This window comes from Marinobacter litoralis (genome assembly GCF_016427555.1).
Lineage (GTDB): Bacteria > Pseudomonadota > Gammaproteobacteria > Pseudomonadales > Oleiphilaceae > Marinobacter > Marinobacter litoralis_A.
The window spans coordinates 1,345,172-1,366,584 of the sequence record NZ_JAELVS010000001.1 but is presented as its reverse complement, the minus strand read 5'-3'; the positions used below and the strand labels follow the sequence as shown (position 1 = coordinate 1,366,584).

The 21,413-nt window shown below is 56.2% G+C and carries 24 protein-coding genes; 18 read left to right on the top strand and 6 right to left on the bottom strand.

Annotation, left to right across the window (positions count from 1 at the left end):
• The first annotated feature begins 311 nt into the window (after positions 1-311).
• The 14 genes from JAO79_RS06380 (at position 312) to JAO79_RS06315 (ending at position 13,802) form a co-directional block, all read left to right on the top strand.
• Entirely contained in the window at positions 312-3,113 is a 2,802-nt protein-coding gene (locus JAO79_RS06380; protein ID WP_199006296.1) for a monovalent cation/H+ antiporter subunit A, read from the top strand.
• Complete coding sequence (locus JAO79_RS06375) at positions 3,113-3,484, top strand: Na+/H+ antiporter subunit C (RefSeq protein WP_199006295.1); 372 nt, start codon at positions 3,113-3,115, stop codon at positions 3,482-3,484. Before JAO79_RS06380 ends, JAO79_RS06375 begins: the two co-directional genes overlap by 1 nt.
• Positions 3,481-4,998 carry a monovalent cation/H+ antiporter subunit D gene (locus JAO79_RS06370; protein WP_199006294.1) on the top strand — a complete coding sequence of 506 codons (1,518 nt, stop codon included), beginning with the start codon at positions 3,481-3,483 and terminating at the stop codon, positions 4,996-4,998. Before JAO79_RS06375 ends, JAO79_RS06370 begins: the two co-directional genes overlap by 4 nt.
• Entirely contained in the window at positions 4,998-5,486 is a 489-nt protein-coding gene (locus tag JAO79_RS06365) for a Na+/H+ antiporter subunit E (protein ID WP_199006293.1), read from the top strand. Before JAO79_RS06370 ends, JAO79_RS06365 begins: the two co-directional genes overlap by 1 nt.
• Positions 5,483-5,752 (top strand): K+/H+ antiporter subunit F, encoded by a 270-nt coding sequence (locus tag JAO79_RS06360; RefSeq protein ID WP_199006292.1) that lies wholly within the window; start codon positions 5,483-5,485, stop codon positions 5,750-5,752. The genes JAO79_RS06365 and JAO79_RS06360 overlap by 4 nt, the downstream gene beginning before the upstream one ends.
• Before the next feature lie 15 nt (positions 5,753-5,767).
• Positions 5,768-6,100: a Na+/H+ antiporter subunit G gene (locus JAO79_RS06355; protein ID WP_199006291.1), complete on the top strand. Its 333-nt coding sequence runs from the start codon at positions 5,768-5,770 to the stop codon at positions 6,098-6,100.
• Positions 6,101-6,219: 119 nt separating this feature from the next.
• Complete coding sequence (locus JAO79_RS06350; protein WP_199006290.1) at positions 6,220-8,529, top strand: putative monovalent cation/H+ antiporter subunit A; 2,310 nt, start codon at positions 6,220-6,222, stop codon at positions 8,527-8,529.
• On the top strand, positions 8,526-8,951 hold the full coding sequence (locus JAO79_RS06345) for a Na+/H+ antiporter subunit B (protein WP_199006289.1): 426 nt from the start codon (positions 8,526-8,528) through the stop codon (positions 8,949-8,951). The genes JAO79_RS06350 and JAO79_RS06345 overlap by 4 nt, the downstream gene beginning before the upstream one ends.
• Positions 8,952-8,985: 34 nt before the next feature.
• A complete protein-coding gene (locus JAO79_RS06340) occupies positions 8,986-9,333 on the top strand; it encodes a Na+/H+ antiporter subunit C (RefSeq protein WP_199006288.1) in 348 nt (115 codons plus the stop codon).
• Entirely contained in the window at positions 9,330-10,844 is a 1,515-nt protein-coding gene (locus JAO79_RS06335) for a Na+/H+ antiporter subunit D (RefSeq protein WP_199006286.1), read from the top strand. The genes JAO79_RS06340 and JAO79_RS06335 overlap by 4 nt, the downstream gene beginning before the upstream one ends.
• Entirely contained in the window at positions 10,841-11,314 is a 474-nt protein-coding gene (locus JAO79_RS06330) for a Na+/H+ antiporter subunit E (RefSeq protein ID WP_199006285.1), read from the top strand. Before JAO79_RS06335 ends, JAO79_RS06330 begins: the two co-directional genes overlap by 4 nt.
• Positions 11,315-11,323: 9 nt before the next feature.
• Positions 11,324-11,596, top strand: coding sequence for a monovalent cation/H+ antiporter complex subunit F (locus JAO79_RS06325; protein ID WP_199006284.1), 273 nt, complete (start codon positions 11,324-11,326; stop codon positions 11,594-11,596).
• Positions 11,589-12,005 (top strand): monovalent cation/H(+) antiporter subunit G, encoded by a 417-nt coding sequence (gene mnhG / locus JAO79_RS06320; protein WP_199006283.1) that lies wholly within the window; start codon positions 11,589-11,591, stop codon positions 12,003-12,005. The genes JAO79_RS06325 and mnhG overlap by 8 nt, the downstream gene beginning before the upstream one ends.
• Before the next feature lie 150 nt (positions 12,006-12,155).
• Complete coding sequence (locus JAO79_RS06315; RefSeq protein WP_199006282.1) at positions 12,156-13,802, top strand: fatty acid--CoA ligase; 1,647 nt, start codon at positions 12,156-12,158, stop codon at positions 13,800-13,802.
• Between the two features lie 59 nt (positions 13,803-13,861).
• Here JAO79_RS06315 and JAO79_RS06310 read toward each other — a convergent pair whose 3' ends face one another.
• The 4 genes from JAO79_RS06310 to JAO79_RS06295 form a co-directional block, all read right to left on the bottom strand.
• Complete coding sequence (locus tag JAO79_RS06310) at positions 13,862-15,115, bottom strand: D-amino acid dehydrogenase (protein WP_199006281.1); 1,254 nt, start codon at positions 15,113-15,115, stop codon at positions 13,862-13,864.
• Between the two features lie 36 nt (positions 15,116-15,151).
• Positions 15,152-15,511, bottom strand: coding sequence for a translation initiation factor Sui1 (locus JAO79_RS06305; RefSeq protein ID WP_227664337.1), 360 nt, complete (start codon positions 15,509-15,511; stop codon positions 15,152-15,154).
• 21 nt (positions 15,512-15,532) lie between these two features.
• The gene (locus JAO79_RS06300) at positions 15,533-16,060 is read right to left on the bottom strand and encodes a DUF4136 domain-containing protein (protein ID WP_199006280.1); all 528 of its coding nucleotides are present in this window, start codon (positions 16,058-16,060) and stop codon (positions 15,533-15,535) included.
• Between the two features lie 73 nt (positions 16,061-16,133).
• On the bottom strand, positions 16,134-16,739 hold the full coding sequence (locus JAO79_RS06295) for a YigZ family protein (RefSeq protein WP_199006279.1): 606 nt from the start codon (positions 16,737-16,739) through the stop codon (positions 16,134-16,136).
• 10 nt (positions 16,740-16,749) lie between these two features.
• Here JAO79_RS06295 and JAO79_RS06290 point away from each other — a divergent pair, with 10 nt between their 5' ends.
• Positions 16,750-16,956: a hypothetical protein gene (locus tag JAO79_RS06290; protein WP_199006277.1), complete on the top strand. Its 207-nt coding sequence runs from the start codon at positions 16,750-16,752 to the stop codon at positions 16,954-16,956.
• Here the strand turns inward: JAO79_RS06290 and JAO79_RS06285 are convergent.
• Together JAO79_RS06285 and JAO79_RS06280 are read right to left on the bottom strand one after the other, a co-directional pair.
• Positions 16,933-18,249, bottom strand: coding sequence for a sensor histidine kinase (locus JAO79_RS06285; protein WP_199006275.1), 1,317 nt, complete (start codon positions 18,247-18,249; stop codon positions 16,933-16,935). The genes JAO79_RS06290 and JAO79_RS06285 overlap by 24 nt on opposite strands.
• Positions 18,246-18,935, bottom strand: a complete 690-nt coding sequence (locus tag JAO79_RS06280; RefSeq protein WP_199006273.1) for a response regulator transcription factor — start codon at positions 18,933-18,935, stop codon at positions 18,246-18,248. Before JAO79_RS06280 ends, JAO79_RS06285 begins: the two co-directional genes overlap by 4 nt.
• Positions 18,936-19,103: 168 nt before the next feature.
• On the opposite strand from JAO79_RS06280, the gene JAO79_RS06275 reads away from it, so the two are divergent.
• From JAO79_RS06275 to JAO79_RS06265, 3 genes are read left to right on the top strand one after another with little or no spacing between them, the layout of a single operon-like run.
• On the top strand, positions 19,104-19,463 hold the full coding sequence (locus JAO79_RS06275) for a hypothetical protein (RefSeq protein ID WP_199006272.1): 360 nt from the start codon (positions 19,104-19,106) through the stop codon (positions 19,461-19,463).
• A gap of 58 nt (positions 19,464-19,521) precedes the next feature.
• A complete protein-coding gene (locus JAO79_RS06270; protein WP_199006271.1) occupies positions 19,522-20,679 on the top strand; it encodes a GNAT family N-acetyltransferase in 1,158 nt (385 codons plus the stop codon).
• A 48-nt stretch (positions 20,680-20,727) separates the two neighbouring features.
• On the top strand, positions 20,728-21,393 hold the full coding sequence (locus tag JAO79_RS06265) for a hypothetical protein (RefSeq protein WP_199006269.1): 666 nt from the start codon (positions 20,728-20,730) through the stop codon (positions 21,391-21,393).
• Positions 21,394-21,413: the final 20 nt, after the last annotated feature.

The following is a 21,413-nucleotide window of genomic DNA, read 5'->3' as shown; positions in this document are numbered from 1 at the left end:
CTTGATTGTCGTCATGTTGACTTGACCTCCCCCGCGAGCCACGTATTATCGGCGTTCAAGTTTTATTGACGGAGCAAACATGACCGGAAGGTCCACCGGCCGCATCGTTTCGCCAGGATTCCTTCAGCCCGCTGACATTGTTTTGCAGCGTGGCCGTCTCCCCTATTTTCCGGACCCACCAAAACTCGGCTAACTCTTGAGTAAACCGGTACTTACTCGGTTTGTCTGTGCAGTGCGGCCCGTCGCCCACTACACTTTGAGTGGCATTTCGCCCTACATTCACGCCTGAAAACACCGAAAACGAGGTTGCGATGTCGCTACCGCTGGTTGTATTTCTGCCATTTTTAGGGGCAATTGCTGCCCCGTTGTTTGCTCTAGGGGGGCGAACAGCGATTGCGATTGCCTCTTCCGTTCCGGCGCTTATTGCCTTAGCGGCCTTGTTCCCCCACTGGGAAACCCTGGCCAACGGTGGCACCGTCCTGCAATCCTGGGAGTGGTTGCCGGCGATCGGCATTTCCTTCAGCTTCCGGCTCGATGGCCTGTCGCTGCTGTTCGCACTGCTGATTCTGATTATTGGTGTGCTGATCATTCTCTACGCCCGCTATTACCTGAAACCGGCGGAGAATATCGGAAAGTTTTACGCTCTACTGCTGTGCTTCAAAGGCTCCATGCTGGGCATCGTGCTCTCCAGCAACCTGTTGCTGATGATGGTTTTCTGGGAGCTGACCAGCCTCACCTCGTTCCTGCTGATCAGTTTCTGGAATCACAAACAGGACGCTCGTCGTGGTGCCCGCATGGCTCTGGCGGTGACAGGGGGTGGCGGCCTGGCGTTGCTGGCGGGCATTCTGATTATCGGCAATATTGTGGGCAGTTTTGAGCTGGACGACGTACTCGCGGCGGGCGATGTCATCAAAGCTCACGCCATGTACCCGGTTGCTCTGACTCTGGTGTTGCTGGGTGCGTTTACCAAATCAGCCCAGTTCCCGTTTCACTTCTGGCTGCCTCACGCCATGCAGGCGCCCACGCCGGTTTCGGCCTACCTGCACTCGGCCACCATGGTTAAGGCCGGTATTTTCCTGATGGCCCGGCTGTACCCGGCACTGGCCGGCACTGAACAATGGTTCTACATGGTCAGTTTTACCGGCATGGCAACACTGCTGATCGGCGCCTACGTGGCCATGTTCAAGCACGATCTGAAAGGTCTGCTGGCACATTCGACTGTCAGCCACCTGGGCCTGATCACCCTGCTGTTCGGTATGGGTACCGAGCTGGCGGCGGTGGCTGCGGTTTTTCACGTTATTAACCACGCGACTTTCAAAGCCTCGCTGTTCATGGCCGCCGGTATTATTGACCACGAAACCGGCACCCGGGACATGCGCCGGATCAACGGCCTGTGGCGATACATGCCCCACACTGCCACGCTGGCCATGGTCGCCGCTTCATCTATGGCGGGGGTTCCGCTGCTGAACGGCTTCCTGAGCAAGGAGATGTTCTTTGCTGAATCCCTGCAACTGAATCTGCCCGGCATCTGGGCATGGCTGCCGCCGATTGTCGCCACCTTGGCGGGTATTTTTGCGGTCGCCTATTCCGCCCGGTTTATTCACGATGTGTTTTTTAACGGCAAGCCCGTTAATTTGCCGATCTACCCGCCCCACGAACCACCCCGGTATATGAAGATTCCGGTGGAGATTCTGGTGTTTGCCTGCATCATGGTGGGTATGTTCCCTGCCGTTTCGGTTGGCCCGCTGCTTTACGCGGCCGCCCATGCCACCCTTGGCGGCGCAGTTCCGGACTATCAACTGGCAGTTATTCATGGCTTCAACCTGCCACTGATCATGAGTTTTGCAGCCTTCTTAGGCGGCTTGATCATGTATAGCCAGCGCCAGAAGTTTTTTGATTTCCACGCGCGTTTCAAGGAAATCGACGAAAAGGCTGTCTTTGAATCGATCGTGCTAAAAATCGTCGATCTGGCGAACGGCTTTACCGCGCGGATCGAAAACGGCTCTCTGCAACGATACGCAATGCTGCTTGTGGCCAGCGTTCTGGCCGTCGCGGCAATGCCGCTGCTGGATCTCGGGCTCTTCATTGGCGAGACCGGATTAAGCCCTGTGGACTGGCCCACGGCCATTGCCGCAGGTGTGCTGATCATTTGTGCGCTATTGACCGCAGCCGTTCACCGGCAGCGGTTCTACGCGCTGGTTGTACTGAGCGTTGTAGGCCTGATTGTGGCATTGGCCTTCGCACGTTTCTCGGCACCCGACCTGGCCATGACCCAGCTTTCGGTTGAAGTTGTGACCATCGTCCTGCTCATGCTGGCGCTCTACTATATGCCGGCCTGGACACCACTGGAAACCTCGCTGCCAAGGCGGCTTCGGGACATCGCAATCGCTGTGGCGGTCGGCATTGGCATGACTCTGATTACCCTGGCCATGCTGACCCAGCCATTCAGCTCAATTTCCGACTTCTTCCTCGCGAACAGCAAACCCGGTGGTGGCGGTACCAACGTCGTGAACGTCATTCTGGTGGACTTCCGCGGCTTTGATACCCTTGGCGAGATTACCGTTCTGGCGATTGCGGCACTGGGTATTTACGCGCTGCTCAAGAATACGCCGCTGACGCCACCGCCCAGCGATGGCGAGGGCCATGTCTGGTCCCGGGATAATTATCCAATGATGCTGCGGCTAATTGCCCGGCCACTGCTGCCGCTTTCTCTGATGGTGTCCGCGTTCATTTTCCTGCGCGGGCACAACCTGCCAGGCGGTGGTTTTATTGCCGGCCTGATCACCTCAATTGCGCTGATCCTCCAGTACATTGCCAGCGGCATGAACTGGACCGAGGATCGGATTCCGTTCAAGTATCACACCGTTATTGGTCTGGGGCTGTTATTCGCTACCGTTGCAGGTGCGGCCAGCCTTGCTTTCGGCTATCCGTTCCTGACGTCTACCTTCGGCTACATTACCTGGCCGGTGGTCGGCAAGTTCGAAGTTGCCTCGGCACTGGTGTTTGATCTTGGCGTTTATCTCACGGTCATCGGCGCTACTCTGCTGGCATTGATGACTATCGGGCGCATGTCGCCGCATTCGGCCATCAAGAGCAAAAAGGAGCGCGCGTAATGGAACTTATCTATGCCCTGACGATTGGCGCCCTGACCGCATCCGGCGTTTATTTGCTGCTAAGAGCGCGCACTTTCCCCGTAGTGCTCGGACTGACCCTGCTGTCTTACGGGGTGAACCTGTTCCTGTTTTCCACCGGGCGCCTTGCCACCGGAAAGCAACCGATTATCGGCACAGCAGAGAGCTATGCCGACCCTCTGCCGCAAGCTCTGGTGTTAACCGCTATTGTAATTGGCTTTGCCATGACCGCCTTTTTGGTGGTGATGTCGCTACGAAACCTTGCAGACAATGAAGATGACCATGTGGACGGCAAGCAACCCTATAAATCGCCTGCACCGGAGCAGGAAGACGAGGAGGTAACCGGTAAATGAACCCTTGGCTTACCGCTCCGATTCTGATTCCTCTGCTTGGCGGAATTTTACAGGCGCTGATGGGCTATGCCCCCATCACGCTGCGCCGGACCCTGGCGCTGGCTACAACGGTGCTGATCCTGATCTCCGCCATTGTCCTTCTGGTATTGGCAGACGACGGTAGTTACCGTCTGTATGCGTTTGGCAACTGGCAACCGCCGTTCGGGATTGTTCTGGTTCTGGACCGACTGGCCGCATTGATGCTGATCATGACAGCCGTGTTGGGGCTGTTCTGCCATTTGTACGCCATCGGCGGCGCCGATGAGGGCAACCGCCAATTTCACGCCCTGTTCCTGTTCCAGCTGATGGGCCTCAACATCGCCTTCCTCACCGGCGATCTGTTCAACCTGTTCGTCGCCTTCGAGGTACTGCTCATCGCCTCCTACGGTTTGCTGATGCACGGTGGCGGCACTCTCAGAACCGTGCCGGGCCTGCACTATGTGGTGCTCAACCTGATTGGCTCTGCGATCTTCCTGATCAGTGTGGGTATGATCTACAGCGTCACCGGCACCCTGAATATGGCGGATCTTGCGGTCAAGGTGCCAAACGTCACCGGTGAAAGCCTGAATATCGTCAAGGCCGGCGGCATGATGTTGCTCGTCGTCTTTGGCCTTAAAGCAGCCATCCTGCCACTGTGTTTCTGGTTGCCTCGGGCATACTCCAAGGCCACGGCACCGGTGGCAGCCCTGTTTGCGGTAATGACCAAGGTAGGCATCTACGCCATCTTGCGGATCTACCCACTGGTTTTTGGCGACGAGGCTGGCGAGCTGGCCAATCTCGGTATGGACTGGCTGTTCCCTATCGCTCTGGCCACCCTTGCCATGGGCGTCATTGGCGCTCTGGGATCAGGCAGTCTAAAGACTCTGGTGGCCTGGCAGGTGATCATATCGGTGGGCACCTTGTTGGCCCCGATTTCTCTCGGCTCTGAAGCGGGCCTGTCAGCAGCCCTGTTTTATATGCTCAGTACGACCTGGACCGTAGGCGGCCTGTTTCTTGTCTCAGAGCTCGTGGCCAGCCAGCGGGGCAGCGCAAACGACCGCATCATTACTGCGCCAAAGATGCACAACCGCACGTTTCTGAGCGTGCTGTTTTTGATTGGTGCTGTTGCGGCTGCCGGCTTGCCACCGCTGAGCGGATTCTTTGGCAAGGTTCTGATTCTTCAGTCCGTTGAACCCGGCTTTGAAATGGCCTGGCTCTGGTCTGTGCTTCTGGTCGGCAGCTTCCTTACTATCATCGCTTACAGCCGGGCTGGCAGCATTGTGTTCTGGCGAACGGTGGACGGCCACGTACAAAAGCCCGAACCCTTAAATGGCCGGATTTCCTCGGCAGCGGGTGCTCTTACGGCATTGGCGATCATTATGGTCATCCTTGCCGGGCCCATAACACGCTACACCGATGCAACAGCGGAGCAGCTCCACAATAGCGATGCTTATATCGACATCCTGCAGATGCCTATGGTCGGGGAGGATAACTGATGCTGGATCGACTGAGGTTTCCACACCCCTGGCTAAGCCTGACCCTGTTCGTGATGTGGCAGTTTTTGAGCGACGGCATTAGCGGTGGCAGTGTTGTTCTGGGCCTGATCCTGGCGTGGTTAATCCCCTTGATGACCCAGAGTTTCTGGCCAGAACCGCCCACGCTTAAGAAGCCCTGGAAGTCCCCCATCTACCTGTTGCGAGTTCTATGGGATATCGTGGTCGCCAGTGTTGATGTGGCAAGACTGATCCTGAGCCCGCGCGAGCCACGGCCGATGTTCATCTGCTACACCCTGGAGTTAAAAGATCCGTTGGCTATCAGTATCCTGGCCAGTACCATTTCCCTGACACCGGGTACCGTTAGCGCGGATGTGAGCGATGACAATACCCTGCTGCTGATTCACGCTCTGGACGCCGACAACGAGCAGGAAGTCATCGACACCATCCGAAACCGCTATGAAAAGCCTTTATTGGAGATGTTCCAATGATCCTAACCGCGCTTTACATCACCATTGCCATGGTCACGCTGGCGGCCTTGCTCAACGTCTACCGTCTGATCAAGGGCCCGGATGCGCCGGATCGGATTCTGGCGCTCGACACGCTCTACATCAACGCCATCGCATTGATCATTCTTTTGGGTATCACGCTAGAAACACGCATGTACCTTGAATCCGCCTTGCTGATTGCTGTCATGGGATTTGTCGGCACCGTCGCCATGGCCAAATACCTCAAGCGCGGCAGCGTCATCGAGTAATCCGGAGGACATCCTATGAGTACCTTCGCTGAGTACACCATTTCAGCTATGCTGATTATTGGAGGCGTTTTTACCCTGATCGGTGCCATTGGCCTGGGTCGTTTGCCGGACTTCTACAGCCGGCTGCATGGCCCCACCAAAGCCACCACTGTCGGCGTAGGCGCCATTGTGATCAGTTCAGTAATTTACTTCAGCACGCTGGGGCAAGGCGTCGGAATAGAGGAAATCCTGATTACAGCGTTCCTGTTCATGACCGCGCCCATCAGCGCCAACTTTCTGGCAAAGGCCGCCATGCACCTGGAAGTCAAAACCTCCAAGGACACTCGCGGCCAGACTTGGGATCAATGAGGCCCTATACACAAAGGGCCCAGTGATCCTCCATTTTCAAAGCATCGTACAGATTATAAGGCTACCGGTATCGAGAAGATTTAAAACACGTAAAGTCAGGTTGAAAGGAGTTATCTCCCATGATGTTACTGGCTGTCCTGTCCGGTTTTTTACTGGCAGTCGCGGTCCCGGCACTTTGTCGCTTGACCGGCAGCTACACAGGCTGGGTCCTGGCACTGCTTCCCGCATCCCTTACTGCCTACTTCGCCAGCCTGATCCCCGAGATCCGCGGGGCTGAAAAACTTCTGTTTGAAACGCCCTGGATGCCGGGCCTCGGGATAACCCTGGACATCATGGTCGATGGTCTATCCCTGACGTTTGCCCTTCTGATCAGCGGTATCGGCACTTTCATCTTCATATACGCCGGCGCCTACCTGAAAGGCCATAAAGCCATCGGCCGGTTCTACGCGATCATGCTGTCGTTCATGGCTTCCATGCTCGGACTGGTGCTTTCCGACAACCTCATTACCGTTTTCGTGTTTTGGGAACTGACCAGCATCACTTCCTACCTGTTGATTGGCTTCAACCATGAAGATGCCCAAGCACGAAAGTATGCGCTCCAGGGTTTGTTGGTAACGGCAGGTGGTGGGCTCGTGCTGATGGCAGGCCTGATCCTGCTGATGCTAATCACCGGGAACGCCTCTTTCTCAGGCCTTCTGGCCTCCGATCTGCCTATCCACGAACACCCGTATTACACTGCGGCCGTTGTCTGCATCCTGATTGGTTCCTTTACCAAATCCGCACAGGTGCCTTTTCATTTCTGGCTACCAAACGCCATGGTCGCGCCCACGCCGGTTTCGGCTTACCTGCATTCTGCAACCATGGTGAAGGCCGGCATTTATCTCTTGGCCCGTCTGAATCCGTCAATGGCTGGAGATCTGCTGTGGAGCGGCTCGCTGCTGGTATTTGGTGCCGTCACCATGCTCACCGGCGCCTATCTTGCCTACAGCAATACCGGTATCAAAAAGGTGCTGGCCTATTCGACGGTGATGGCACTGGGCACCCTGACCATGCTCGTGGGTGTGGGTACCGAGCTAGCCATCACCGCATTTGTCTGTTTCCTGGTGGCCCATTCCCTGTACAAAGGCGCCCTGTTCATGCTCGCAGGCGCCCTGGACCATGAAACCGGTACCAAAGACATTACCCGGATGGGCGGGCTCCGGCACAACATGCCCAGGACGGCCGTCATTACCGGCCTCGCGGCTCTGTCTCTGGCGGGGCTCCCGCCGCTGTTCGGGTTCGTGGCTAAAGAACTGTTACTGAAGTCCCTGTTACATGCACCCCTATGGCAAACCGGTCTGTTAATAACAGCCTTTCTCTCTTCCGCGCTGCTGGTGGCGGTCGCCGGCCTGGTATTGCTCAAACCCTTCTTCGGGCCGATTGCCAAAACACCCAAATCGCCCCGCGAGGCGTCCTTTGCGATGCTGGTCGGCCCCGGCGTGCTGGCACTGCTGGCGCTGGTGTTCGGCGTTATGCCGTCTCTGCCCGCAGATCTGGTTCTGGATTCGGCTATTTCGGCATTCTCAGGCTCCCCGGTAAAAACCGATCTCGCTCTTTGGCATGGCATTAATGTTCCCCTGATATTGTCGGGCGCGAGTCTCCTGGCCGGCTCATTCTTGGTTGTGGCTTGGCACCGGGTGCAGCCAATTATGTATGCCGTCAATACCGCCGCCAGCCGAATCGGCCCAGAAGCCGGTTATTTCCGCTTTTTGGAAGGGCTTAGCCAGGTGGCAGGCTGGCAGACACGACTGCTTCAGAACGGCATCCTCGGCACCTATTTACTGGTTCTGGTCGTTGTCACTTTTTCTCTGGCTGGCTACACCCTGCTGACCCGAAACGGCCTGCATCTGGATTTTAATTTCAGTGACAGCTATTTCTACGAGTGGGGCATCGCGCTACTGATTGTCGCGGCAACGGTCTTTGCCTGTACCACCCGGTCCCGGCTTGGCTCTGTGGCTTCTCTGGGGGCCGCGGGCTTTGGCATGGCACTCACATTCATTCACTTCAGTGCGCCGGATCTGGGCATCACACAACTGCTGGTGGAAACCCTCACCGTGATTCTGTTGGTGCTGGTGTTGTTCCGGCTGCCAGCATTTGCCACGCTTTCGTCTCCCTGGGAGCGCTACCGAGACCTCACGGCCGCCGTGTTTGCGGGCGCGGTCATGACGCTCGTCATGCTGGCTGTGCTGGATATCCAGTACTTTGACAGCATTTCCAGCTACTTCGTTGAAAACAGCTACGGCCTGGCGTTTGGTAAAAATATCGTCAATGTGATCCTGGTGGACTTCCGGCAACTGGATACTCTGGGAGAGGTATTTGTTCTGGGCCTTGCCGCCATCGGCGTTTACGCCATGGTCAAGCTCAAAGCGGAGGATCAATACAAACCATGAAACCCAATACCCTGATCCTTCACACCGCAGCATTGGCGATCATGCCGCTGCAACTGATGTTCTCGGTCTTTCTGCTGTTACGAGGCCACGACGAGCCCGGCGGCGGCTTTATCGGCGGCCTGGTTGCGGCAAGTGCATTTGTCCTCTATGCCTTCGCATTCGGCGCCGAAACCACCCGGAAACTCCTTCGGGTGCACCCGAAGGATCTTCTGGCAGCCGGCCTGCTGTTCGCGCTGGCCTCTACTGTTCCGGCCTTACTGTCCGGCCAGGCCATGCTGACTGCCCACTGGTGGGAATTGCCGTTACCTGGCGGGAGTCATCTGAAGCTATCCACCGTGCTGATCTTCGATATTGGCGTGTATCTGGCCGTCCTCGGCACGCTAATGGCGTTCGTGATCAGCTTGATGGAAGTTGAAAAATGAGACGAGCACCGATTTTCAGAGGGGGAGCATCGCTATGGAAAACCTGATGGCCATTGTCGTTGGCATCCTGTTCGCGGCGAGTATCTATATGATGCTCAGACGCTCCATCGTCAAAATTGTGATTGGCCTTATCATTCTGAGCAACGCCGCCAACCTGCTCATTTTCGTCGTTTCGGGTTTAACCCGGGGGGCACCACCGTTGATCCCTGACGACGCACAGCTGGTGGCCGGAACAGTCGCAGATCCGCTGCCCCAAGCCCTGATTCTCACCGCCATTGTGATCGCCTTCAGTGTTCTGGCCTTCGCCGTGGTTCTTATCCGCAGGGCATATGAGGTTGTGGGCACCGATGACCTGGACAAGATGAAGGATACCGACACTTGAACCTGGAAGTTGTTCTCCCGATTCTGATCCCGCTGACTGCCGGAGCCCTGTCCCTGGCGCTGTGGCGCTCTGCTCGTCTACAACGTCTGGTTGCCGTGGTGGCTGCAGCTCTTTTGCTGGCCAACAGCATCTGGCTGATGAACTCGGCCATCGACGAAGGCTTCCTGGTTGTTGAGATGGGTAGCTGGCCGGCACCGTTCGGAATTGTGCTGGTCGCCGACATCCTCAGTGCCATCATGGTTGTCCTGACCGGCATTATCGGGCTCGCCATCGCCATCTATTCGCTGGCATCAACACCTCCGGGTCACGAAAGGTTTGGCTACTACCCGCTGATGCAGCTGTTGCTTGCCGGGGTGGCAGGCGCCTTCCTGACCGGCGACATTTTTAATCTCTTTGTCTGGTTTGAGGTCATGCTGCTGGCGTCTTTTGCCTTGCTTACCCTCGGCGGCGAGCGAGTCCAGATGGAGGGCGCCATCAAGTACGTTACCCTGAATCTGTTTTCATCAGCGATTTTCCTGTCTGCCGTCGGTTTGCTGTACGGTATGGTTGGCACCCTGAACATGGCCGATATTGCCCAGAAGGTGGGCCGTGTTGAAGATCCCGGCATGATCACCGTAGTGTCGCTTATGTTCATGGTGTCGTTTGGCATCAAGGCAGCGGCATTCCCACTGTTTTTCTGGCTTCCGGCCTCATACCACACTCCTCAGGTGGCTGTATCAGCACTGTTCGCGGGATTGCTCACCAAGGTCGGAGTTTATGCACTCTATCGGGTATTCACGCTGATTTTCACTCAGGATGTGGAATACACCCACACCATCCTGCTCTGGGCAGCCACCCTGACCATGCTGACCGGTGTTCTCGGCGCGGCCGCACAGTTCGAATTCCGGCGGATTCTGTCCTTCCACATCGTCAGCCAGATCGGCTACATGCTTCTGGGGCTCGCCTTGTTTACACCCTTGGCGCTGATTGGCGGTGTGTTTTACATCATGCACCACATCATCGTTAAAACGAACCTTTTCCTGGTGAGCGGCATTACCTATCGCCTGCTGGGCAGCTACGAGCTGAAAGACCTGGGGGGCGTGTATCGGCAGCGTCCTTATCTGGCACTGCTGTTCCTGATTCCGGCCTTGTCGCTGGCCGGCATTCCGCCTTTGTCCGGCTTTTTCGCCAAATTCGTGGTTGTCCGCGCCACACTGGAATCCAGCGAATATCTTGTTGCAGCGGTTGCCTTACTTGTGGGCTTGCTGACCCTGTACTCCATGGTCAAGATCTGGGCAGAAGTGTTCTGGAAGAAGGTTCCCGAACACGTTACCGACACCAGCCGGCTCAACGGTGACATCGAGGACAAGCGCAGTTGGGCCTACTACACCCCGGTGGTGGGGCTTGCAGTGTGCACACTGGTTATTGGCCTCTATGGTCAGCCCATTTACGTGCTTGCAGAATCCGCCGCCGAACAGCTGATGAATCCGCAGCTTTATATTGAAGCGGTTCTGGGAGGACAACCTGAATGATCGGCCTGTTCTGGAATTTACTGCTGGCACTGGCCTGGGTGGGCCTCACAGGCAGCATCACGGCTATGAACCTGCTGGCTGGTTTTATTTTTGGCTACATCGCGCTCATGGTGCTGCAGAAACAGGTGCCGGTGCTAAAAGGATATTCCCGCCGGATTCCACGGCTTGCAGCTTTCCTGATGTATTTTCTGAAAGAGCTGGTGAAATCAAATCTGAGAGTCGCCTATGACATAGCTACGCCGGTCTGGCACATGAAGCCCGGGGTGATCGCGTTTCCGCTCCGGGCTGAGACGGACATGGAAATTCTCTTTGTCAGCAGCGTGATTTCTCTCACGCCCGGAACCCTGAGCCTGGATCTTTCTGACGATCGAAAGGTACTGTTTATCCACGCCATGTTTCTTCACGACGAAGAACAACTGAGAAACGACTTGAGAGAACTTGAACACCGCATCCTGAAGGTTACACGCTAGGAGCCCGACATGCTGAACGTTGTCATCAATATCATCTATCTGACGCTGTCACTGGCGCTGCTTTTTGCCTTCATTCGGCTTACCCGGGGGCCGTCCCTGCCCGATCGGGTGGTCGCACTGGAACTGATCGCCTCCATCGTGGTTGGCTACGTCGGTGTCCACGCGATTGATACTGGCGTGGCCAGCTTTCTCGATGTGGCCATCGTGATCGCCCTGACTGCATTTTTGGCAACCATCGGCTTTGCCCGATTCGTGGAGCGCGGAGGCGTGAAGAATGAGTGAGCTTCTGGTTTCGGTCCTGCTTCTGGCAGGCGCGGCTTTTATGGTAGTGGCAGCCATCGGCGTTCTACGGCTGCCGGATCTCCCCACCCGCATGCACGCGACCACAAAAGCCAGCGCCCTCGGGACCATGATGACTATGGCTGGCGTGGCGTTCCATTTTGAGGATAGCACCGTGACTGCGCGCGTCGTAGCCATTGTGATCTTCATTTTTCTCACGGCGCCCATTGCCGCTCACGTCATTGGACGGGCGGGTTACCTTACCGGCACGAAACTTTGGGCGGGAACGATCAAGGATGAATTGCAGGAACGGTATGACCCCAAGACACACAGACTCAGCAGCGGACTCGAAAAAAACGAACCGAGAACCTCGTCCGCGCGTAGCAAAGACCTCTCAAAAGGTCAGAAATGATAAAGACATGATTCGCTTAATCTTGATAGGAAACACCCTTCCAGTCGATAAACGTTGTCCAAAGTTGATGGTAAGGTAACATCCACCTCTGGCGGTCCAACTTTCCTTTCCAAGTGGCAATAATTACAGGCAGATAAAGAGGATAACAACATGGCACAAACTCGAATTCTCAAACCAGCTGGCGACGCATATCAGTACCCGTTACTGATCAAACGACTCCTGATGTCCGGCCCCCGATACAACCCGGATCAGGAGATCGTCTACGCCAATCGCAGCAAGTACACCTACAGCGATCTGGTTGAACGTGTGCACCGTTTGGCGAACGCACTGACGGATGCCGGCGTGAAAGCCGGAGACACCGTCGCCGTGATGGATTGGGACACGCCTCGTTATCTGGAATGCTTCTTCGCCATTCCGATGATTGGCGCCATCCTGCACACCGTCAATGTGAGGCTGTCACCGGAGCAGATCGTCTACACCATGAACCACGCCGAAGACGACGTGGTGCTGGTACACGACGACTTCATACCGATTATTGAAAGCGTGAAAGACGACATCCAGACGGTCAAAAGCTGGATTCAGCTAACCGAAAACGATTCGCCAGCCGACACCTCGGTCAACACCCTCGGCGAATACGAAGCGTTACTCAGCAAAGCGGACAGCCAATTCGACTTCCCGGACTTCGACGAAAACAGCGTCGCCACCACCTTCTACACCACCGGCACAACTGGCAATCCCAAAGGGGTTTACTTCAGCCATAGGCAACTGGTTCTGCACACGCTCGCCATGACCGGCACGTTGTCGGCTTATGATGAAATGCCATTCCTGCGCTCCTCTTCAGTCTATATGCCGGTAACGCCCATGTTCCACGTTCACGCGTGGGGCGTGCCCTATGCAGCCACACTACTGGGCATCAAACAGGTGTATCCGGGCCGGTACGAGCCCGAGCTACTAGTGGATCTGCTCAAAACTCACAAGGTCACCACTTCGCACTGCGTACCCACTGTCATGCAAATGATGATGGCCACCGAATCCATCAAAACCGCAGACCTCAGCAACTGGCACGTATTGATCGGTGGCAGCGCCCTGACCAAGGGCTTGTGTGATGCCGCCGCAAAACTCGGCATCAAGATGTACACCGGTTACGGTATGTCTGAAACCTGCCCACTGTTGAGTACCACCTACCTCAAACCGGAAGATCTGGAATTGCCACTGGAAGAGCAAACCCACATCCGTGTAAAAACGGGTATTGCGGTACCCATGGTGGAGCTGGAAATTGTGGACCCAAGTGGTAAACCGGTTGCCCATGATGGCGAAGCCAAAGGTGAAGTCGTGGCACGGGCGCCCTGGTTGACCCAGAACTACTTCAAAGAGCCCCAGAAAGGCGACGAGCTCTGGCAAGGTGGCTGGCTGCACACCGGTGATGTGGCCTCGATAGAGCCGAACAATACGCTCACCATCAAAGACCGCATTAAAGATGTGATCAAAACCGGCGGCGAGTGGCTGTCGTCTCTGGATCTGGAAAACCTGATCAGCCAGCACCCGGCCGTTGCCGGTGCCGCCGTGGTGGGCGTACCGGACGAAAAATGGGGCGAGCGGCCTTACGCTCTGGTAACGCTGAAGCCCGGTGAAAATGTTGGTCTGGAAGACATTCAGCAACACCTTCAGCAATTTGTAGAGACCGGCGAAATCAACAAGTGGGCGATTCCCAGCCAGATTGATTTCGTGGAAGACATCCCGAAAACCAGCGTTGGCAAGATCAACAAGAAACTGATTCGGGATCAGTTAGCCGACTAACCTGCCCGCAAACCAAAAAGCCAGTACCCATTCGCGTGTACTGGCTTTCGTCCTGGCCTTCACAGCCCGGTGAACGCGAAGTCCACGTCTGGTGGGCGCCCACCCACAATGTCCGCAAGCGCAGCCGCGGAACCACAGGAATGAGTCCAGCCCAAGGTGCCATGGCCGGTATTGAGGTACAGGTTACTGAACGGACTTTTACCGATGTAAGGCACGTTGGACGGTGTTGTTGGCCGAAGCCCGGTCCAGAACGCGGCCTGCTCCCAATGCGCGGCTTCCGGCATAAGTTCTGCCGCCCGACGCACGATTGCCCGGCAGCGGGTGACGTTCAATTCACGGCTATAGCCGCCCAGCTCCGCCGTGCCTGCCACCCGAATACGATTCCCTAACCGCGAGTACACCAGCTTGTATTCATCGTCGGTCAGGCTGACCTGAAACGCAGCATCCTCTTGCTTGACCGGAACCGTGATGGAATACCCCTTGGCAGGATAGATATTCAGAAACAGGCCTAAGGGCCGGGCGAGCACTGCACTGAAACTGCCCAGGCTCAGCACATAGCTATCGGCTCTCAGCGTGTGATGCTTTCCTTCGCTCAGAACCTGAACCCCGAGAATCCGGTTACCTACCTTCTCAAACCCCAACACCTCTGTGCCGTAAAGAAACTCGACCCCCGCGTCCCGGCATCGTTCGGCCAGCGCTTGAGTAAATTTCCGGGCATCGCCACTTTCGTCTTCGGACGTATAGGTGGCGCCAGCAATTCGGTGATGAACGGGCTTCAGTGCCGGTTCCAGTTCTACCGCGCGATCGGCATCCACCACCTGCCGGTCACAGCCCAATTCGCGCATAATCCGGGCCGGCTCTAGCGCTGCCTCGAATTCTTTGGGGTTGGTGTAAAAATGGAGAATGCCCTTATCGAGCTGGTCGTAATCGAGATTGATGTCTTTTCGCAACGCTTGGAGCTGGCCCCGGCTGTAGGTGCCAAGGTTCACCATCTGGCGGATATTGTGGGCCGCTTTGGCCGAGGTACACTGCCCAAGAAAAGATAACGCCCAGCGCCACTGGTAGGGGTCTAGCCCCGGGCGGAACAGCAAGGGTGCCTCGGGCTGAGACAGCCACTTGAGGACTTTCAACGGCGCGGCCGGGTTAGCCCAAGGTTCCGCGTGAGAGACCGAGATCTGACCGCCATTCGCATAACTGGTTTCCAGCCCGGAACCGGGCTGGCGATCGACCACCGTAACCTGGTGCCCCTGCGCCTGAAGAAACCAGGCCGTAGTAACGCCCACGACCCCAGCGCCCAGTACCAGAAGGTGCATACCTCTTGTTCCTTACCCGTCGGATTAAAAAAAACTTCAGCCGCCGGACCGCTTTACGGTCCACCCTTTTTGCTGAAGCAGCGGCACCAGCAGATCCCGGTGATCACCCTGAATCTCGACCACGCCGTCTTTTACTGTACCACCTGTGCCGCATTTTGCTTTTAGCACTTTGGCGTAGTCTTTCAGCGCTTTGCTATCGAGGGGAATGCCGGTAATCAAGGTTACGCCTTTGCCTTTCCGCCCCTTGGTTTCCCGGCTGACACGCACAATGCCGTCGCCCTCTGGCTGAACTGGCTCACCGCATGAACATTCGGAAACCGGGTTACGGCACCCCGGGCACATGCGGCCCTGCTCCGTGGAAAAGACCAGACCACCTTCCCGCTTCTTCATACCCATCAACGAAATCCTGTCGGTTAATCAGTTTAAGCCGGGAGGGTATTTCGAAAACATTTCCGCGACAACCTCATCAATCAGCTTGCGCCGGGTTTCCGGAGACTGGTTTTCATTCAAGTACCGGCGACTGGCGGCTCGCCAGACCACTTCCTCACTTTCCTGATCGACCAGCTCTACCACCAACTTGCCTTCAGTGACTTCACGAACCGGTGGCGGTGCCGACAAGGCCCAGCCAAAGTTACCGCGACCAAACCCGAAGCCCAGACCTAAACCGCTTTGCTCCAGCCTTTCTTCAGACACAATCTGCCAGCTAACAAGCAGGTCGGCATTGTCCTTCGCGACTTTCTTCATGGCCTTGCGGTTTAGCTCCCGCTCAACCGCACTGCGCACCCGGGCATCATCAAGGGAGGCGAAACCGGTGCCTTGATCCATCGGAGCATAGGCCCAACTGCTGTAATTCCCGAACACGGTCGAAGTGTTGTAATCCGTCACCACGTTGCTGGCACAACCGGCCAGAATCATGGTCATGGCTGCAATCATTAAAACGCGCATCGATGTTCTCCTGTTTTGGAGCTTGTTTGTCACATTATACCCAGTGTACCTGCAGTGCCACCCGACAGATTGGTCAGGTTTCCAAACGGTAATCCAGTCTCTGCGATTCGCAAAACGCGGACAGTTCGCCCTGCCGTACTTCAGGGACTGAGACCAACGCGTGAACTTTAGAGCTGTACTCAATCGATTCAATCGTGCCCTCGTGACCATCGCACCAATGCCGCAGTGGCTGCTCGTCGGCGAAGTCGAGCTCCACACGGGCTTGCACACGGGCTTGATGAATTTCTCTTCCGACTTCCGACAATACGCTTTCCGCAGCGCCGGCATAGGCTCGAACCAAGCCACCGGCACCCAGTTTGATACCGCCGAAATAGCGCACCACAATGACCAGCACATCGCCCATATCTTTGTGCTGAATCACGTTCAAAATAGGCTTGCCTGCGGTGCCGGACGGTTCGCCGTCGTCGTTCATGGCGGCCTCGGCCGCAGAGCCGGGGCGACCAATTTGATAACCCCAACACACGTGGCGGGCATCCGGGTAATCCCGGTGCGCCTCGGCCACGCGTTCGCGCACCTCGTCTCGGCTACCAACAGGGTGAACCCGGGCGATAAAACGGCTTTTCTTCACTTCCATTTCCCGCTCAAGGTATCCTGACGGAACCGGGTAATCTTTACTCATGAGGCAACCTATGACATCCAACGACAGTGAAAACAAAACACCAGGCACGGCCAGCCCGGCAAAATTCCGCAAAGCGGGCTGCGGCATTCGGTTTGAAGAAGATGAATTGCAAGAAGGCATTGATTTCTCAAAGGCCTCTCACCTGAAACCTGTTGACGACGAAACGGAACCAGCGCCGCTTGCCAACGCCGGGTCAACTCCCGAAGAAAACCGGTAACCGAACGGTCACCTGAAGACCGCTACCCGACCGGTTCTGAGCAGTAACATCTCCATCATGGGCAAGGATGATATCTCGAGCGATAGCTAGCCCCAAGCCCCAACCCTTACCACCCCGAGATTCGTCGGCTCGAAAGAAAGGCTCGAACAACTGCTTCAGCATTTCCTCTGGCGCGCCTGCGCCCTCATCGGCAATCGAAACTTCTACCCGCCCGTTGGAAACTGAAAGCCCCACATTAACGGACTGACCCGGCGGCGTATGATCCAACGCATTCTGCAGAATGTTATCGAACGCCCTCTGCAACAAGCCCGGGTCACCTAATATGGTAATGTTGGCAACGTCATCACTCGCCACCATCTTGCAGTCTACCCCCTGCTGCTCGGCGTAATCACTCGCATCGCCCAGCACCCGATTGATCAAGGACAGCGGCCTGACGGGTTGTTGCTCAACAACACCGCCATTTTCAGAGACTCGGTACAACGTCAGGATCTGGCTGGTCATAGTTTCCAGCCGCTCATTCTGGCGCAGGATACTGTCCATGAGTGCCGGGTCAGCGCCCGCGTCACTGGCCAGTTCAATTGCAATCCGCTGACGCGCCAGTGGGGTGCGCAGATCGTGGGAGATATCTCTGAGCAAGCGGTTATGTCGATCCAGCAGCTGGCACAATCGGTCAGTCATGGCATTAAAGGCGGAAGCCAATTGGCCAACCTCGTCGCGGCGGCGGGCAATGGTATCGGCCACGCGCAATTCCGTATCGCCTTTAGCGATCGAACGAGCCGTACCCTCCATGTGTCTGAGCGGTCGGGAGACAAACCGGGCAACCAACCAGCAAGCCATCGAGATCACAACGAACGCCAGAACCAGCTCAAACATCCGGAACAAACCGGGATGTAACCAGCCTCCAGCGCCCATTCGGGGCCAGGCAATTAATTGATAGCCGCCGTTCAAATCCAATACCGCGGGTTTACTCAGGTGCCAGTTTGACTGCATGCGCTCGCGCACCATACGCGGCAAACGGTGGTGACTCTGATCCGGTTCAATCAGCATCAAATGAAGTTTCAGCCGCTCACCTTCCATCCGCAAAAATCGCCGAGCCTCGGCCCGGCCCAGCTGCTCTCGCAGGTTGATGGCTTCGCTGGCGATGTCCTGCAAGCCGGCTTGGCGAACGATGGCCTGACGTTCCCGATCCAGCAAAACGCGGGTGGCTAGTTGGCTGGCCACAACCGTTACCGCCATCGCCAGCCAGATCGACAGGAAAATTCGCCAGAATAATGGAAATCTGAAACGCGTCATTGCGTCGGCACCCGATAGCTGTATCCAAGGCCTCGCACCGTTTCAATTCTCGGCGGGTCGTCATTACCAAGTTTTTTTCGCAAGTTGCTGATGTGCATATCCAACGTTCGGTCGTAGGCTTCGAGCCTGCGGCCCAACGCCCATTGCATTAAATCGGTTTTACGCACCACACTGCCGGCATGGGCAAGCAAGACCTGCAATACTTCGTATTCGGTGGCGGTCAGCTCAAGAGGCTTACCGTGCTGATAGATACGGCGCTGGTCAGGCTCCACCCGAAGGTCGCCATACACCCGGCTGGCATCCACATCGGCCTGCTGATCCCAGGCAATCCTGCGCAACAGTGCCTGCAAACGAGCCACCAGCTCACGCGGGTTACAGGGTTTGGGTATATAATCGTCTGCACCGACTTCAAACCCAACAATCCGGTCGGTTTCGTCACCCCGGGCGGTCAGCAAGATAACCGGCAAGTGGGTTTTACCCCGCAGCTCACGCAGTACATCCAGACCATTGATATCGGGCAGCATAATATCCAGAACCACGATGTCACAATCCTGCCCCAACGCCAGCGACAGGCCATCACGACCATTGGCCGCCTCGCGGACACTGAAGCCTTGCGTTGCCAGATAACGCGACAGCAATTGCCTCAATTCATCGTCGTCTTCAACCAGCAATACCCGATTTTGCATCTCTGCCCCTCAATCGTTATCTGCCGCTAGTCTAGCACGGTGCTTAAGTCCTTCTGCCGGGCAGCTTTTTCTCTTTACCCAACCTTTACACAAGCCTGACGCTCGCTGACGTTTCAAAGGCGTAGCATGGGTTCCGTAGACAGTCCAAACACGAAAAAGGAACAGATCATGAAAGCACATACTTCTGTAATGACCGCCGGCGTTCTGATGGCGGCGCTGTTCGCAGCCAGCCCGGCTGCCTTTGCCCATGACCACAAAGGCATGGATCATCACGAAGGCAAGCACAACAAGAAAGAGGTGTGCGAAGACTTCCGCGAAGGTAAAGGCAAATTCAGCAAAGAACATCGTGAAGAACGCCGCCAGAAAATGCAGGAACATCGCGCCGAAATGGCCGACCGCCTGATGCTCACCGATGAGCAGCGGGTGATCTGGAGCGAGATCCACGACGAGCGTCAGGAGAAACACCACAAGCATATGGAAAAGTGGCAGAAGAAAATGGAAAAACGCTGCGCTGACATGAAAAAGTGATCAGCCCTCGGGTTCTGTCGTATGGTATGGCCTTGGTTTACAAGAGTTCACTATCATCATGGCAGCACCCGAGATCACGGTAACCACCTGCGCCAGCATCGCCGACATTCCCCAAGCGGAGTGGCAGCGACTGGCCGGATGTAAAACTCCGTTTCTTCGCTACGAATTCTTTCAGGCGCTGGAGGTTTCCGGCTGCACCCGTCCGGAAACCGGCTGGACTCCCTGCCATTTGGTTTTCCGTCGCAACGGGCAGATCTGTGGCGTGGCCCCGGCTTATCTGAAAAGCCACTCGATGGGTGAGTACGTGTTCGACTGGGGCTGGGCAGACGCCTACCAACGTCACGGCCTCCCTTATTATCCGAAGCTACTGATCGCCGTACCCTTTACGCCCTCACAAGGCCCTCGTCTGCTGTTAGACGAAAAAGCCCGGTCACAGCTAACGCCTACAACGCTGGAAAACCTGCTAACCAACCTGACCGCACAGCTTGGCGCCCACTCCTGGCATCTGCTGTTCCCGGATGCTGCGGACCAGGCGTTACTCAGCCACGATCAGGAACTCCATCGCATTGGCTGCCAGTTTCATTGGCACAATCGCGACTATCAGTGCTTTGATGACTTTCTGGCTGAACTCACCTCCCGCAAACGCAAATCCATTCGTAAAGAACGGCGGCAAGTGGCTGAGCAAGGCATCGGCTTCCGGTGCTTTCACGGGCGGGATATTTCCGACCGGGTGCTGGCGGCGTTTTACGTGTTCTATCAGGCCACCTACCTGAAACGCGGCCAGCGCCCATACCTCAACCAGGCCTTCTTTGAGAATCTGCGGGAAAGCTTACCCGAACACCTGCACGTCATCATGGCTATGCACCATGGAAAAATGATAGCGGGCGCGTTATTCCTGACCAGTGATTCAACGCTTTATGGCCGCTACTGGGGCTGTCTGGAGGAGTACAATCATCTGCACTTCGAAACCTGTTACTACCAGGGCATTGAGCTTGCCCTCGAACTGGGCCTGCAGCATTTTGATGCGGGCGCTCAAGGAGAGCACAAACTTGTGCGCGGATTTGAGCCCGTGATCACCCACTCCTGGCACGGCATCCTACACCCCGGCTTCAGGGAGGCCATTGCCGATTTCACACGGGACGAGGCGATGCAGGTAACCGACTACTTTAACGATGCCCATTCCGTGCTGCCTTACCGGCAACAGACTCAGGAATAAGCTCTATACTGAAAGCTTGAAACGGGAATTCGACGGAGGTCGAACGCCATGGACGCGGGTCAACTCTGGACCATGCTGCCGCCCCACAATCTGTCGCTACTGGTCGCGGCGGGCGCTTCGCTGCTTGCCTTGGTGGCACTTCTGATACTGCTCATCAGCCGAAGGCGTAATCAGCATCAAATCACTACTCTGAAGCAGCGAATTGACAGTCTCTGGCGGGAAGTGGACGACATGCGAGTGGTAGATTTCAATCAGCCGCTAGGGGGCAAAGCGCCAGACCAGGCCGCCGCACTGGAACAGGAACGCTACCGTGCAGAAAAAGCAGCCTATGACCTTATCTGGCCAACAATCTGGCAACTCCACGACCATCTAGGGGTGTTCCTGCGAGCCGTAGAAGCCGGAGATTCCGCCAATGAGTTGCGCCTTGAGGCACGACAGGCGGCCATTGAAGCCCGCACTCAGCTAAACCAAAGCCGCCCGTTCTGTAGCGAAACGGTTGAAAACCTGGCGTCTCGACTGATCGACACAGAGATCAAAGCCCATCTGGCTGCCTGCGAACATCTGGATAAGAAAAAGGAATTGGCCAATGCGCCCGACAGCCAAAACCTGCGCGAATTTCAAGACAAATGCCACACGCTTCACAATGCCGAAGCCCGGGAACTGCTGAACCAATTGGCCTCAAGCATCCGTCACCGAACCCTGAGAGACGGCTGACGCTCAAATCCCATCAGCCG